Origin of the sequence: Streptomyces flavovariabilis (genome assembly GCF_000725785.1) — a bacterium.
Classification (GTDB): Bacteria; Actinomycetota; Actinomycetes; order Streptomycetales; family Streptomycetaceae; genus Streptomyces; species Streptomyces hawaiiensis.
The window spans coordinates 1-13,927 of record NZ_JNXD01000008.1 but is presented as its reverse complement, the minus strand read 5'-3'; the positions used below and the strand labels follow the sequence as shown (position 1 = coordinate 13,927).

General features: G+C 72.2%; 12 protein-coding genes and 1 pseudogene. 5 read left to right on the top strand and 8 right to left on the bottom strand.

Annotated elements, in window-relative coordinates:
* Positions 1-69: 69 nt before the first annotated feature.
* Entirely contained in the window at positions 70-798 is a 729-nt protein-coding gene (locus IO24_RS42995; RefSeq protein ID WP_078899288.1) for a creatininase family protein, read from the bottom strand.
* 41 nt (positions 799-839) lie between these two features.
* Between IO24_RS42995 and ribA the strand changes: the two genes are divergently transcribed.
* The 3 genes from ribA (at position 840) to IO24_RS0115900 (ending at position 3,853) form a co-directional block, all read left to right on the top strand.
* On the top strand, positions 840-1,499 hold the full coding sequence (gene ribA / locus IO24_RS0115910) for a GTP cyclohydrolase II (protein ID WP_031136237.1): 660 nt from the start codon (positions 840-842) through the stop codon (positions 1,497-1,499).
* A gap of 145 nt (positions 1,500-1,644) precedes the next feature.
* On the top strand, positions 1,645-2,706 hold the full coding sequence (locus tag IO24_RS0115905) for a saccharopine dehydrogenase (protein WP_031136235.1): 1,062 nt from the start codon (positions 1,645-1,647) through the stop codon (positions 2,704-2,706).
* Positions 2,696-3,853, top strand: coding sequence for a saccharopine dehydrogenase family protein (locus IO24_RS0115900; protein WP_031136233.1), 1,158 nt, complete (start codon positions 2,696-2,698; stop codon positions 3,851-3,853). Before IO24_RS0115905 ends, IO24_RS0115900 begins: the two co-directional genes overlap by 11 nt.
* Positions 3,854-3,859: 6 nt before the next feature.
* Here IO24_RS0115900 and IO24_RS0115895 read toward each other — a convergent pair whose 3' ends face one another.
* The 3 genes from IO24_RS0115895 to IO24_RS0115885 all read right to left on the bottom strand — a co-directional run bounded on the left by IO24_RS0115895 (position 3,860) and on the right by IO24_RS0115885 (position 7,609).
* Positions 3,860-5,089 carry a serine hydrolase domain-containing protein gene (locus IO24_RS0115895; RefSeq protein ID WP_031136231.1) on the bottom strand — a complete coding sequence of 410 codons (1,230 nt, stop codon included), beginning with the start codon at positions 5,087-5,089 and terminating at the stop codon, positions 3,860-3,862.
* A gap of 309 nt (positions 5,090-5,398) precedes the next feature.
* On the bottom strand, positions 5,399-6,757 hold the full coding sequence (locus IO24_RS0115890; protein ID WP_031136229.1) for an MFS transporter: 1,359 nt from the start codon (positions 6,755-6,757) through the stop codon (positions 5,399-5,401).
* A gap of 186 nt (positions 6,758-6,943) precedes the next feature.
* A complete protein-coding gene (locus IO24_RS0115885; protein ID WP_031136228.1) occupies positions 6,944-7,609 on the bottom strand; it encodes a TetR/AcrR family transcriptional regulator in 666 nt (221 codons plus the stop codon).
* A 147-nt stretch (positions 7,610-7,756) separates the two neighbouring features.
* On the opposite strand from IO24_RS0115885, the gene IO24_RS0115880 reads away from it, so the two are divergent.
* Both IO24_RS0115880 and IO24_RS0115875 read left to right on the top strand, forming a co-directional pair.
* Positions 7,757-8,632 carry a shikimate dehydrogenase gene (locus IO24_RS0115880; protein ID WP_031136227.1) on the top strand — a complete coding sequence of 292 codons (876 nt, stop codon included), beginning with the start codon at positions 7,757-7,759 and terminating at the stop codon, positions 8,630-8,632.
* A 14-nt stretch (positions 8,633-8,646) separates the two neighbouring features.
* Positions 8,647-10,452: a bifunctional sugar phosphate isomerase/epimerase/4-hydroxyphenylpyruvate dioxygenase family protein gene (locus IO24_RS0115875; RefSeq protein WP_031136226.1), complete on the top strand. Its 1,806-nt coding sequence runs from the start codon at positions 8,647-8,649 to the stop codon at positions 10,450-10,452.
* Here the strand turns inward: IO24_RS0115875 and IO24_RS0115870 are convergent.
* The 4 genes and pseudogenes from IO24_RS0115870 to IO24_RS0115855 all read right to left on the bottom strand — a co-directional run.
* Positions 10,439-11,905, bottom strand: a complete 1,467-nt coding sequence (locus tag IO24_RS0115870; protein WP_031136224.1) for a hypothetical protein — start codon at positions 11,903-11,905, stop codon at positions 10,439-10,441. The two genes, IO24_RS0115875 and IO24_RS0115870, sit on opposite strands and share 14 nt — an antisense overlap.
* A 59-nt stretch (positions 11,906-11,964) precedes the next feature.
* The gene (locus IO24_RS0115865; RefSeq protein ID WP_031136222.1) at positions 11,965-12,552 is read right to left on the bottom strand and encodes a histidine phosphatase family protein; all 588 of its coding nucleotides are present in this window, start codon (positions 12,550-12,552) and stop codon (positions 11,965-11,967) included.
* Between the two features lie 3 nt (positions 12,553-12,555).
* On the bottom strand, positions 12,556-13,440 hold the full coding sequence (gnd, locus tag IO24_RS0115860) for a phosphogluconate dehydrogenase (NAD(+)-dependent, decarboxylating) (RefSeq protein ID WP_031136220.1): 885 nt from the start codon (positions 13,438-13,440) through the stop codon (positions 12,556-12,558).
* Position 13,441: 1 nt separating this feature from the next.
* Positions 13,442-13,927, bottom strand: a pseudogene (locus IO24_RS0115855) (glucose-6-phosphate isomerase); the annotation flags it as partial.

Here is a 13,927-nt window from a genome sequence, read left to right as displayed (position 1 = left end):
CGCCCGCTGGTACGCGGGCCTGCGGGCCGGGGCCCGGGCGACTGCCGGGGCCCCGGCGCCACAGGGTGACTACTCGTCGGAGGCCAGCATCGAGAAATACGCCCCGAAGGAATCCGCCAGGCTCGCCAGGAGTTCCTTCCCCTTTTCCGCCGAGCCCAGCGATGGACGGCCGATGACTCCCGAATCGGTATAGCCGGACATGCCGAGGGTGAGCAGATGACGCCGGTCGTCAGCGACGAAATCGGAGGTCTCATAACCGGGTCGGAGCATTTCGGGATGAGCGTGCAGAAGGATGGAGGTTTCTATTTCCCCCGCATGCATGTCGGTGAGCAGCGAGGTGACCACACCCGCCCGCTCGCGCGCCGCCTCCCAGTCCTCCGCGGCCGGGAAGAGCGCCATCCGCTCGCCGCGGGCGGAGGATTCCTGAACCACGTTGCCCAGCACGTAGTTGCCGCCGTGCCCGTTGACCACCACCAGGGCGTCGACCCCGGACCGGCGCAGCGAAGCCGCAATGTCCCGTACCACCGCATGAAGGGTCACCGAGGAGATGCTGACGGTCCCCGGCCAGGCCGCGTGCTCGTGCGAACACGAGATCGTCACAGGAGGAAGGAGGTGCACCGGGTACGCGCCGGCTATCTCCCGCGCGACGGCACACGCGACGAGCGTGTCGGTCGCCAGCGGGAGGTACGGACCGTGCTGCTCGAAGCTCCCCACGGGAAGCACCGCGACCTGCCGTGAGACACCGGAGCCCCGCGTCCGTACGTCTTCCGTGGTGTCCGCCGGCACCAGATCACTCATAACGTCACGGCCTTTCGTCTCTGCTTAGGAACTCGAGAATCATGACAGAAAAAATTGGCGTACTCGGCAAGAAGTCGGTGCAGCGGACCGGCGTGGAACGCGTCGTGAATGCGCCCTTGCCCACCGTGTACGGGAAATTCCAGGCGGTCGGCTACCTGGACCACGACCGCGGTGACGAACAGGTGGCGCTGGTCTACGGAGAGATCGGCACGGACGACGTCCTCATCCGGCTGCACTCGGAGTGCCTTACCGGCGACGCCTTCGGCTCCCAGCACTGCGAGTGCGGCGACCAGCTCGACGCCGCCCTGCGCGCGGTCGTCGCCGAGGGCGCCGGTGTCGTGGTCTACCTCAGAGGGCATGAAGGCCGAGGCATCGGCCTGCTCGCCAAGCTGCGCGCGATGGCCCTGCAGGCGGAGGGCCTGGACACCGTCGAGGCCAACCTCGCCCTCGGCCTGCCGGTCGACGCCCGTGACTACGGCGTGGCCGCGCGCATCCTGGAGGACCTGGGCGTGCGGTCCGTCCGCCTGATGTCCAACAACCCGCGCAAGCGCGAGGCGCTGGTGGACCACGGCATCGAGGTCGCCGAACAGGTACCGCTGCTGATCCCGCCGTGCGAGAACAACATCACCTACCTGCGCACCAAGCGGGAGCGCCTCGACCACCATCTGCCCCACCTGGACGCGGTGGTCAGCTCCTCCTGACCGGCCTCGGCCGGTTCCCGTTCCCCGACGTGACCTGGGCGAATCCGTGCGCGACCCGCAGGCGGGCCGCGTACGCTTCGTGGACGTCCGCCCTTTGAGCGTCGGCCCTCAGCGGCCGACGCCTCACGCCGGAGGCCCACCTGGTATGACCGAGCTCCATCTGTGGCTGCGCCACGAGGCCCGCACGACCGAGCGACGCACTCCGATCGTGCCCGACGACGCCCGGCGGCTCGTCGGGCACGGAGTGGAACTGACCGTCGAGGAGTCCCCACAGCGGGTCTTCCCGATCGAGGAGTACGAGGCGGCCGGCTGCCGCGTCGCCCCCGCGGGCTCCTGGGTGACGGCGCCGCGGGACGCCGTCGTGCTCGGTCTGAAGGAACTGCCCGACGACCCGGCCGAACTGACGCACCGCCACGTCTTCTTCGGCCACGCCTACAAGGGCCAGCCGGGAGCGGCGGGTCTGCTGGGCCGGTTCGCCGCCGGGGACGGGGCGTTGTTCGACCTGGAGTACCTGGTGGACGACACCGGGCGGCGCCTCGCCGCCTTCGGTTTCTGGGCCGGCTATCTGGGTGCCGCCCTGGCCGTGCTCCGGCACCGGGGCCGGCTGCGGGCACCGCTGACGCCGACCACCAAGGAAGACCTGGACGAGACGCTGCGGCCCGCCGCCGCCGACGCCGAGTTCACCGGCCTCGTCATCGGCGCCCTGGGCCGCAGCGGCCGCGGCGCCCGCGCGGCCTTCGTCACCGCCGGCGTCGATCCGACCTGCTGGGACCTCGCCGAGACCCGGGACCTGGACCGCCCCGCCCTGCTGCGGCACGACGTGATGGTCAACGCCGTGCTCGCCACCACCCCCGTCCCGCCCTTCCTCCGCGGGCAGGACCTCGACACCCCCGGCCGCCGCCTGCGCACCCTGTGCGATGTGACCTGCGACGTCGGTTCCCCGCTCAACGTCCTTCCGGTGTACGACGACACCACCGACTGGGACGAGCCCGTACGGCGGCTGCGCGACGAACCCCCGCTCGACCTCATCGCCATCGACAACCTGCCCTCCCTGCTGCCGCTGGAGTCCAGCGCCGACTTCTCGGCAGCCCTGCTGCCCCACCTGCTCGACTTCGGTGTCTCCGGGGCCTGGGGGCGCTGCCTGGACCGGTTCCGTGACGCGTTCCGTGCACACGGCTTCGACAAGGGAGAGTCCCATGGCCACTGAACCGGCGGCGGCGAGCGGCACCGTCCACTGGATCGGCGCCGGACTGTCCACGGGCAGTGGTCTCGCCGCGCTGTGCGACACCGCCGAGTGTGTCCGGCTCTGGCACCGCACCGAGGCCCGGGCCGCCGACGCCCTCGGCCGGCTGGGCCTCGCCGGCCGGGCGGAGCCCCGCGCCTACACGCCGTCCGCGCTCGCCGGCGAACTCGCACCGGGCGATGTCGTCGTGTCGATGCTGCCCGCGCCGGAGCACGCCCCGCTGCTCGCGCAGTGCGTACGGCAGGGGGCCCACTTCGCGTGCTCCAGCTATGTGTCGGAGGCGGTGCTGGAGCAGGTGCCCGCCGCCGGGAAGGCCGGGCTCGTCGTCCTCACCGAGGCCGGGCTCGACCCGGGCATCGACCACCTCTTCGCCCACGTCCTGGTGGCCCGGGCCCGCGAGGCGATCGGCGACGAGACGCCCGCCTCGTACACCCTCACGTCGTACTGCGGCGGAGTCCCCGCCGTCCCGAACGACTTCACGTACCGCTTCAGCTGGGCACCCGGGGGTGTCCTCAACGCCCTGCGCTCCCCGGCCCGTTACATCGAGGACGGTGTGCAGACGGTCGCCGAGCGGCCCTGGGAGGCGACCCGGCGGCACGTCGTCGACGGGGAGACCTTCGAGGTGTACCCCAACCGAGACAGCGTTCCGTTCGTCGCGCAGTACGGGCTGCCGGACGCCTGGACAGCGCGGACGTTCGTACGCGGCACCCTGCGTCTGGAGGGCTGGCTGCGCGCCTGGGACGGCGTCTTCGAGGAGCTGAGGACCGGCGACGACGCCCGGATCGCCGCCTTGGCCCAGGAGTTGGCCGCCGCCTACCCGACCACGGACGACGACCACGACCGGGTCGTCCTCGCCGTGTCGCTGGACGTGCGTGCCGAGTCGGGGCGGTCGTGGAGGGGCGGTTGTCTCCTCGACCTCGTGGGCGACGCCGAGGAGAGCGCGATGGCCCGCTGCGTCTCGCGGACCCTCGCCCTCGGCGTCCGCCACGTCCTGGACGGCTCGCTGCCGCCGGGCCTGAACCGCGCCGCCGAGACAGCGGCCCGGTCCGATCGGTGGCTGAGGGAACTCGCCCGGGACGGGGTCGAGTTCGCGCTCCGCGGCGACCGGTAGCGGGCATCAGTCCGACAGGGCCTCGTGGACCATCCGCTTGAGGTCCTTGAAGACCGTGTGGGGGGTCTTGGGCCGTACCTGTGTCATGAACTGCACTGTCAGGTCGCGGCCCGGGTCCACCCAGAACGTCGTCGTGGCCACGCCGCTCCAGCCGAAGGCGCCGAGCCCGGACGGCACCAGGGTGCGGGACGGGTCGATCACCACGGAGCAGTTGAGGCCGAAGCCGAGACCCTCGTTGCCGGGTTCGTCGTGCGCGGGGCGGCTGCCGAAGGCCCGCAGGTCGGCGCCGCCGGGCAGGTGATTTCGGGTCATGAGGTCCACGGTCTGCGGGGCGAGCAGCCGCACGCCGTCGAGTTCGCCCCGGCGGCGCAGCAACTCCATGAAGCGGTGGTAGTCGTGGGCCGAGCACACCATGCCGCCGCTGCCCGACAGGAACCGCGGCCGGCCGCGCAGCGGGAGCCCCGGGATCGGTTCGATGCCGCCGCCCTCCTTCTCCCCGTACATCTCGGAGAGCCGGGGCGCCTGCGCGTCCGTGACGTGGAAGCCGGCGTCCGTCATGCCGAGCGGCCCGAAGATCCGCTCGGCGCAGAACACGTCGAGCGGCTGCCCGGACACGACCTCGATGATCCGGCCGAGGACGTTGCTGGCCACGGAGTAGTTCCACTCGGTGCCTGGCTCGAACTGCAGCGGCAGGCTCGCGTACACCTCGATGGTCTCGGCCAGGTTGGCGCCCGGCGGCACCGACGACTCCAGGTGGGCCTCGCGGTACAGGGCGTCGACGGGGTGGGCGTGGTAGAAGCCGAAGGTCAGACCCGAGGTGTGGGTCATCAGATGCCGGACGAGTATCGGACCGTCGGCCGGGCGGGTTTCGACGTCCTTGCCGGAGCCGCCGACGTAGACCCGCGGGTCGGCGAAGGCGGGCAGATGGTCGGCGACCGGGTCGTCCAGCGACAGCCGGCCCTCTTCCACCAGCAGCAGCGCGGCGACCGCGGTGACGGGCTTCGTCATGGAGTAGACCCGCCACAGCGTGTCCGGCTCGACCGGGAGCCCGGCCGCGATGTCGCGCCGGCCGTGCGTCGTGAGGTGGGCGACGCGTCCGCCCCGGGCGACGGACACGAGGAAGCCCGGCAGATTCCCGTCGTCGACCAGCCGGGCGAAGTGCCGGTCCAGGCGGCCCAGCACCTGAGGATCCAGCCCGGCGTCACCAGGATCGACCTCTTGTCGCAGCTGTGCCATGGCTCGTCTCCCGTCGTGCTCGTCGAGGTGAGATCCGGCATACCCCGCCCGGACCGCCTCAGACCCCATCGTGGTGCAGGAACGGTTCATGATCGCGCAGGAACACGTGAGCGAGAGCCCTGGGCCCCGGGGCGCACGACCGAAGAGGTCACGGTGCCCGCAGCTGAACGCGTCGAGGCCCGGGGACAAGGTTCTCCAGGGGCGCGGGGAACTGCGCGACCAGCCCCCACGCACCCGCACCCGCACCCGAGGACCATCCATGGCCGGGCCTCAGGAGGAGCCGGGAGGAACCGGCAGGGAACGGTGGCCTCAGGCCGTCACCTTCTCCGGCCGCACAGCCCCGGATTCGGCGCGTTCCCCCAGCAGCTCCGTGGGAACCCGGTGGGTCTCCCGAGCCGACACCGCCGCGACCACCGGCGGCACGCACAGCGCCGCCGTGAAGAGCGCCACCGCCGACCAGTCGTCCCCGCCCGGGCCCGCGATCTGCGCCGCGAACGTCACCGCGAACCCGGCCGCCGCGAAACCGATCTGCGTGCCGATGGCCACTCCGGACAGCCGGACCCGGGTCGCGAACATCTCGCCGTAGAAGGCGGGCCACACCCCGTTCGCGGCGCTGTAGACCACGCCGAAGCAGACGATTCCCGTCAGGAACGTCAGCGGGTAGGAGCCCGTGGAGACCGCCCACAGGTACAGGAACATCGTCACCGCGCTGCCCGCCGCGCCGATCAGGAACACCGGGCGGCGTCCGATCCGGTCGGACAGCGTCGCCCAGAGCGGGATCGCGGCGAGCGCGACGACGTTGGCGAGGGCACCCACCCACAGCATGGCCGTGCGCGACATGCCGACCGCGTCGCTGGTGGCGTACGCCAGCGCCCACACCGTGAAGATCGTGCTGACCGAGGCGACCAGCGCACCCGCGATCACCCGCAGCACGTCCGCCCAGTGCTCGCGGAGCAGGATGACCAGCGGCAGCTTGGCCACGCCCTCCTCGGCGGCCTGCTGGGCGAAGGCCGGTGTCTCGTCCAGCTTGCGGCGGATGACGTAGCCGACGACGGCGACCCCGACACTCAGCCAGAACGGCAGTCGCCAGCCCCACGACAGCAGCTGGTCCTCCGGCAGTGCGGCGACCGGGATGAAGACCAGCGTGGCCAGCAGCTGGCCGCCCTGCGTGCCGCTGAGGGTGAAGCTGGTGAAGAAGCCGCGCCGGCCCGGTGGTGCGTGTTCCAGCGTCATGGAGTTGGCGCTCGCCTGCTCACCCGCCGCCGAGATGCCCTGCAGCACCCGGCACGCCACCAGCAGGACCGGGGCGAGGCCGCCGACCTGGTCCCGGGTGGGCAGACAGCCGATGAGGAACGTGGACACGCCCATCAGCATCAGCGTGAAGACCATGATCTTCTTGCGGCCGGCCCGGTCGCCGAAGTGGCCCAGGAAGAGCGCGCCGATCGGGCGTGCGGCGTACGCGACCCCGAACGTGGCCAGCGACAGCAGGGTCGCCGTGGCCGGGTCGGACTCGTCGAAGAACACCTCGGGGAAGATCAGCGCGGCGGCGCTGCCGTAGATGAAGAAGTCGTAGTACTCCAGGGCGCTGCCGATCCAGGCGGCGGTCGCGGCTTTCCTGGGCTGACCGGGTGGGGCGGCTGCCCCTCGGGGCGTGGCGGGGACGGACACGGCGGCTCCTTCGGGGGGCTCCACCCTGGGCGGAGCGGGACAAGAGGCGAGCAGGGGGGACGCGCAGGGGAGATGCGCGGGGGCGGGCCGGATCGCGGCTAATTAACCCACTGGGTAGTTAGCAGGGGATGGCCAGTGATGTTGCGCCCGTGTGCCGCCGGTGTCAAGGGGTCGTGCGCCGGGCGTTCAGTCCGCCGTCCGCTCGGCCGTGAGGTAGGCGATGACCATGTCGCCCAGCATCGCGCGGTAGTGCGCGCGCCGCGCCCCGTCGAGCAGGTCGCGGCCGAACAGGGCGCCGAAGGTGTGCCGGTTGGAGACCCGGAAGAAACAGAAGGAGGAGATCATCGCGTGCAGGTCCACGGCGTCGACGTCGGCCGTGAACAGCCCCGACTTCTGGCCCGACGCCAGGATCCGGCGGATCACGTCCAGGGCGGGGGAGCCGATCTTGCCGAGCTTCTCGGAGGCGGCGATGTGGTGCGCCTCGTGGATGTTCTCGATGCTGACCAGGCGGATGAAGTCCGGGTGCTGCTCGTGGTGGTCGAAGGTCAGCTCGGCCAGGCGCCGGATGGCCGCCACGGGGTCGAGGTGGTCGACGTCGAGCTGCTGCTCGGCTTCCCGGATCACGCCGTACGCGCGCTCCAGCACGGCTGTGAACAGCTGCTCCTTGCCACCGAAGTAGTAGTAGATCATCCGCTTGGTGGTGCGGGTGCGGGCGGCGATCTCGTCCACCCGGGCCCCGTCGTAGCCGGCCCGCGCGAACTCCTGCGTGGCGACGTCGAGGATCTCGGCCCGGGTGCGGGCGGCGTCACGGATGCGCTCGCCGGGGCGTGCCGGTTCTTCGACGCTGGTCATCAGGTCAGGTTCCTTCGGGCGGAGGGGCCGGTGCCGGTGATTCTAGAAGCAGGGGGCCGTCCCGCCCGTGGGTCTTCCCGAGTCCGGACTTGGCTGATATAGCTAACGTACTGGTTCGTACATTAGTGAGCCGCTCGGGAGGCGCGCGTGCCCAGGGAGTCGTATCTCGTCGGACTGATCGGTTCCGGCATCGGCCCGTCGCTCAGTCCGGCGCTGCACGAGCGGGAGGCCGGCCGGCGGGGCCTGCGCCTGGTGTACCGCCTGATCGACATCGACACGCTCGGGGTGCCGCCCGAGGCGGTGGGCGATCTGCTGCGGGCCGCCCGCGACCTGGGCTTCGACGGACTCAACATCACGCACCCCTGCAAGCAGCTCGTCATCGAGCACCTGGACGCGCTGGCCCCGCAGGCCGAGGCGCTGGGCGCGGTCAACACCGTCGTCTTCGAGGACGGCCGCGCGGTCGGCCACAACACGGACGTGACCGGCTTCGCCGCGTCCTTCGCGCGCGGGCTGCCCGACGCCCCGCTGGAGCGGGTCGTACAGCTGGGCGCCGGCGGTGCGGGCGCGGCCGTCGCCCACGCCATGCTCACCCTCGGCGCCGAGCGGGTCACCGTCGTCGACGCCCTGCCCGAGCGGGCCGCGGCCCTGGCCGGCTCGCTGAACCGGGCCTTCGGAAAGGCCCGCGCGGCCGCCGCCTCCCCCGACCGGCAGCCCGACCTCCTCGCGCGGGCCGACGGCATCGTCCACGCCACACCCACCGGCATGGCCGCACACCCCGGCCTGCCCCTGCCCGCCGATCTGCTCCACCCGGGGCTGTGGGTGGCCGAGGTGGTCTACCGCCCGCTGGAGACCGAACTGCTGCGCGCCGCCCGTGCCCTGGGCTGCGCCACCCTCGACGGTGGCGGCATGGCCGCCTTCCAGGCCGCCGACGCGTTCCGCCTGTTCACCGGGCGGGAACCCGACGCCGCGCGGATGCTGGCGGACCTGACCGAACTGGCCGGGGCCGTCGGGGCTTCGAACTAGAGAGAGGTACCGACGTGCGTACGTCCATCGCCACCGTCTCCCTCAGCGGCTCCCTCACCGAGAAACTCGACGCCGCGGCCCGGGCCGGCTTCGACGGGGTGGAGATCTTCGAGAACGACCTGCTGGCCAGCCCCCTCACCCCCGAGGACGTCCGCGCCCGCTGCGCCGACCTCGGGCTCCGCATCGACCTCTACCAGCCGATGCGGGACATCGAGGCCGTCCCCGAGGCCGAGTTCGCCCGGAACCTGCGGCGGGCCCGGCACAAGTTCGAGCTGATGCGCCGGCTCGGCGCCGACACGGTCCTCGTCTGCTCCAGCGTCTCCCCGCAGGCGGTGGACGACGACGCCCTCGCGGCCGGGCAGCTGAGCCGGCTCGCCGACGCGGCCCGGGAGTCCGGCGTCCGGGTGGCCTACGAGGCGCTCGCGTGGGGGCGGCACGTCAGCACGTACGACCACGCCTGGCGCATCGTCGAGGCGGCCGGGCACCCGGCGCTCGGCACCTGTCTGGACAGTTTCCACATCCTCTCGCGCGGCTCCGGACCCGAGGGCCTCGAAGGCATCGCGGCCATCCCCGGCGAGAAGATCTTCTTCCTCCAGCTGGCCGACGCCCCGCTGCTCGCCATGGACGTCCTCCAGTGGAGCCGCCACTACCGCTGCTTCCCTGGCCAGGGCGGCTTCGACGTCGCGGGACTGGTGCGCCGCGTGCTGGCCACCGGCTACGACGGCCCGCTGTCCCTGGAGGTCTTCAACGACGTCTTCCGGCAGGCCGAGGCCGGACCGACCGCCGTGGACGCCCGGCGCTCCCTGCTGCTTCTGCAGGAGGCGGTGGGCGAAACGCCCCTGCCCGGCCCCGTCGTCCCCACCGGTGTCGCCTTCGCCGAGCTGGTCACGCCCGACGCCGAACCCCTGACCGCGCTGCTCGGCGCCCTCGGCTTCACCCGCACGGCACGCCACCGCGGCAAGCCCGTCGCCCTGTGGGAGCAGGGTGAGGCCCGGATCCTGGTCAACACCGGGCCGGCCGTCCGCCGCGAGGGCACCCAGCTCGCCGCGATCGGGCTGGAGTCACCGGACCCTGCCGGAGCGGCCCGGCGCGCCGAGGCTCTCCTCGCGCCCGTCCTGCCACGCCGCCGCGCACCGCAGGACGCCCCGCTGGACGCGGTCGCCGCCCCCGACGGCACGGAGCTGTTCTTCTGCGCCACCGGCCGCCCGGAACTGCCCGACTGGCGAGCCGACTTCGAGGACACGGGCCCGCCCTCGGAGCGAGCGGGCATCCGGGCCATCGACCACCTCGCCCTCACCCAGCCCTGGCACCACTTCGACGAAGCGGCCCTGTTCCACCGCGGGGTGCTCGGTCTGGACGCCCAGGAGAGCGTGGACGTCGCCGACCCCTACGGTCTGATGCGCAGCCGCGCCGTCACCGACGCCGACGGCAGCGTCCGGATCGCCCTCACCGTCGGCGCCGCGCCGGCGGACGACACCGTCCACGCCCAGCACATCGCCCTGGCCACCGACGACGTGGTCGCCGCGGCCCGCCGCTTCCGGGACGCGGGGGGCCGTCCGCTGCCGGTCCCGGCGAACTACTACGACGACCTCGCCGCCCGCTTCGAGTTCGCCGACGGTGAGCTGGAGACCTACCGCGACCTCGGCATCCTCTACGACCGCGATGCCCACGGCGTCTTCCGCCACTGCTACACCCGCACCGTCGGCCGGGTCTTCTTCGAACTGGTCCAGCGCGACGGCGGCTACCGGGGCTACGGCGCCGCCAACGCCCCTGTGCGGCTGGCCGCGCAGCACGCGGTGCGGGCGCTCACTGGCGGCTGACGGTGCGGGTGATGCCGGTGACGACGGTGGTGGCGAGGATCCAGCCCGTGAGCACGAGGGTGTAGGAGAGCCACTGGTATCCGCCGGTGGGGGCGAACGCGGCCTCCTGCCCGAAGGAGATCACCGGCAGCAGCAGGTCGAGTGTGTAGAACACCGGGTTGAACTGCGGAGCCTCGTCCGCCTTCAGCGGCTCGGGGTGGTGCAGCGCGTAGGCGAGGGAGCCGGCCACGAGCAGCGACACCAGCCAGCCCGCGGCCCGCAGGGGGCGGAAGCCGTACCCGACGGTGGCGTCCTGCACATGGCCCCACAGCCGACCGTACCAGGGCAGGGTGGCGCGTCGGCGGCGCTGCTTGGCGAGCTGGACGAGCCGGGCGGCGTCGTCGTCGCCCATCCGGCGGTAGGCGGCGGTCAACTGCTGGTAGGCGTGCGGGACATAGCCCTCGCCGTCCCGCTCCAGCATCGCCAGGCGCCGCTCGGCGGGCTCGTGCGGGGTGAGGGAGGTGTAGACGAGACTGTTGAGCAGGACCTCCTCGGGGACCACCTCCGGCTCCAGGAACAGCACGTCCACCTGGGCGCGGCGCAGATTGAGGGTGCCCTCCATGCGGGGGCCCTTGCGCAGCCAGAGTTCCCCGATGGTGCAGCTGCTGGCCCGCAGCGCCGCGTCACCCGGGTTCGCCAGCCGCGTGTGCGACAGGTCGAGGCGGCCCGCGATCCGGGCGCCGCGCAGGCCGATCCAGCCCAGGACGTCCGCTTCGCGCAGCAGGGCGTCGCCCTCGACCGTGAGTGTCTCCGCGTCCACGGCGACCTCGCCGGCACCTGCCTCGAGCCGTGCCCCGTTGAGGTCGACGGAGCCGGCGACCGACGCGCCCGTCAGGCGCACCTCGCCACGCGCCCGCAGACCCGGTGCCGACAGGCCGTCCCCGACGGTGATGTGGTTGAGCTGGAGCGCCGCCTCACCGGCCGGCGGATTGGCGATGTGGGCCCCGTCCATGAACAGCGCGCCGGAGATCTGCGCCCCGCCGAGTCGCACGGGGCCGTCGAACAGGCAGTCCGACATGCGCAGGACGCCGTCCACCCGCAGGGTGGCGGCGTCCAGGCCGGGAAGGACCGAGCCACGCAGGTTCAGCTGGCGCAGCCGCGCCGCGTACAGCACGGGCACGTGCTCGAAGTGGCAGGCGCTGAGGCGCACGGCGGGGTCGATGTCGGCGTACTGGAGGTTCAGCACGCCGGTGATCCGTGCGCCCGCCAGTCTGAGGGCGGCCGTCTCGCCGTCCTCCTGCGGGGCGCTCAGCAGCAGGGCCCGCACCACGGCCGCGCGTACGGTCCGTTCGGGCCCCCAGTCCGCGCCTCGCGCAGGGTCCTCGTCGGCCGGGTCCCGGAAGTCGACGTCCTCTCCGCGCGCGAAGGCACGCCACACCCGTTCCTCGGCGGGTGTCATGTCGTCGATCTCCATCAGCCGGGACTCTGACGTGCCCGGCCGGAGGCTGTCAACTCACCTCCGGCCGGGGCCGGTTACGCCCTGGTGTTCCACTCCGCGATCACGGGCCGCCCGTGCTCGGTCGACAGCCGGCTGACCGTCCCGGTCTCCAGCCGGAACAGCCGCCCCTCCGCCGGGGACAGGCCCAGCCGGCGGGCCGTCAGCACGCGGAGGAAGTGGCCGTGCGCCACCAGCATCACATCGCCCTCGGGCAGCGCCTTCGCCGCCCGGGTCAGGACCCGGTCGGCCCGCTCGCCGACCTCCGCGGGGGACTCGCCGGGCCGGCCGTCGGGCCCGGTCGGCCCGCCGTCGGTCCACAGGTCCCAGTCGGGGCGGGTGCGGTGTATCTCCTCGGTGGTGACGCCCTCGTAGGTGCCGTAGTACCACTCGTGCAGGTCCGGTTCCCGCACGGCCCCGCTCAGGCCCGCGAGTTCGGCGGTGCGCACCGCGCGGCCCAGCGGGCTGGTGAGGACCAGTGCGAAGGAGCGGTCCGCCAGGAGCGGGGCGAGCGACTTGGCCTGCTCCTCACCGTGCCGGGTGAGGGGCAGGTCGGTGAAGCTGGTGTGCTGTCCGCTCCGGCTCCACTCCGTCTCGCCGTGGCGGACCAGCAGCAGATCGCCCACGCCCTACCCCTTCTTCGCGGACTCGACGGCGTGGCCGCCGAACTGGTTGCGCAGCGCCGCGATCATCTTCATCTGCGGCGAGTCGTCCTGCCGGGAGGCGAACCGGGAGAACAGGGAGGCGGTGATCGCGGGCAGCGGCACGGAGTTGTCGATCGCGGCCTCCACGGTCCAGCGTCCCTCGCCGGAGTCCTGGGCAAAGCCCCGGAGGTCCTCCAGGTGCTCGTCCTCGTCGAGCGCGTTGACCGCGAGGTCCAGCAGCCAGGAGCGGATGACGGTGCCGTCCTGCCAGGAGCGGAACACCTCGCGGACGTTGTCCACCGAGTCCACGGCCTCCAGCAGCTCCCAGCCCTCGGCGTAGGCCTGCATCATGGCGTACTCGATGCCGTTGTGGACCATCTTCGCGAAGTGCCCGGCGCCCACCTTGCCCGCGTGGACGTAGCCGTACGGGCCCTCCGGCTTGAGCGCCTCGAAGATCGGCTGCAGCCGGTCGACGTACTCCTTCTCGCCGCCGACCATCAGGGCGTAGCCGTTCTTCAGGCCCCACACGCCGCCGGAGACGCCCGCGTCGACGAAACCGATGCCGCGCTTGCTCAGCTCCTCGGCGTGCCTCTCGTCGTCCGTCCAGCGCGAGTTGCCGCCGTCGACCACCGTGTCGTAGGGCTTGAGGAGGTCCGCCAGACGGTCGATGACGTGCTGGGTGGGGTCGCCGGCCGGGACCATGACCCAGACCGTGCGCGGCGCCTCCAGCTGGTTGACGAGGTCGGCCAGGCCGGCGACGTCGGACTTGTCCGGGTTGGTGTCGTAGCCGATGACGGTGTGGCCGGCGTTGCGCAGGCGCTCGCGCATGTTGCCGCCCATCTTGCCGAGACCCACAAGACCGATCTGCATGTCAGTTCACTTCCCGAAGATTGCGGTAGGCGGCCACCAGCGCGGCCGTGGACGGGTCGAGACCGGGGACGGAGCCCGCCGCGTCAGCGGCTGATGCAAACGTCTCGGTCAGAGCGGGCTCGACGCGCTTGGCGAGGACCTTGCCGAGTTCGACGCCCCACTGGTCGAAGGAGTCGATGTTCCACACGGCGCCCTGCACGAACACCTTGTGCTCGTAGAGGGCGACCAGCTGACCGAGGACCGACGGCGTCAGTTCGGTGGCCAGGATCGTCGTGGTGGGGTGGTTGCCCCGGAAGGTGCGGTGCGGCACCTGCTCCTCGGGCACGCCCTCCGCGCGGACCTCGTCGGAGGTCTTGCCGAAGGCGAGTGCCTGCCCCTGCGCGAACAGGTTGGCCATCAGCAGGTCGTGCTGGGCCTTCAGTTCGTCGTTCAGCTCGGCGACCGGCCTCGCGAAGCCGATGAAGTCCGCCGGGATGAGCTTCGTGCC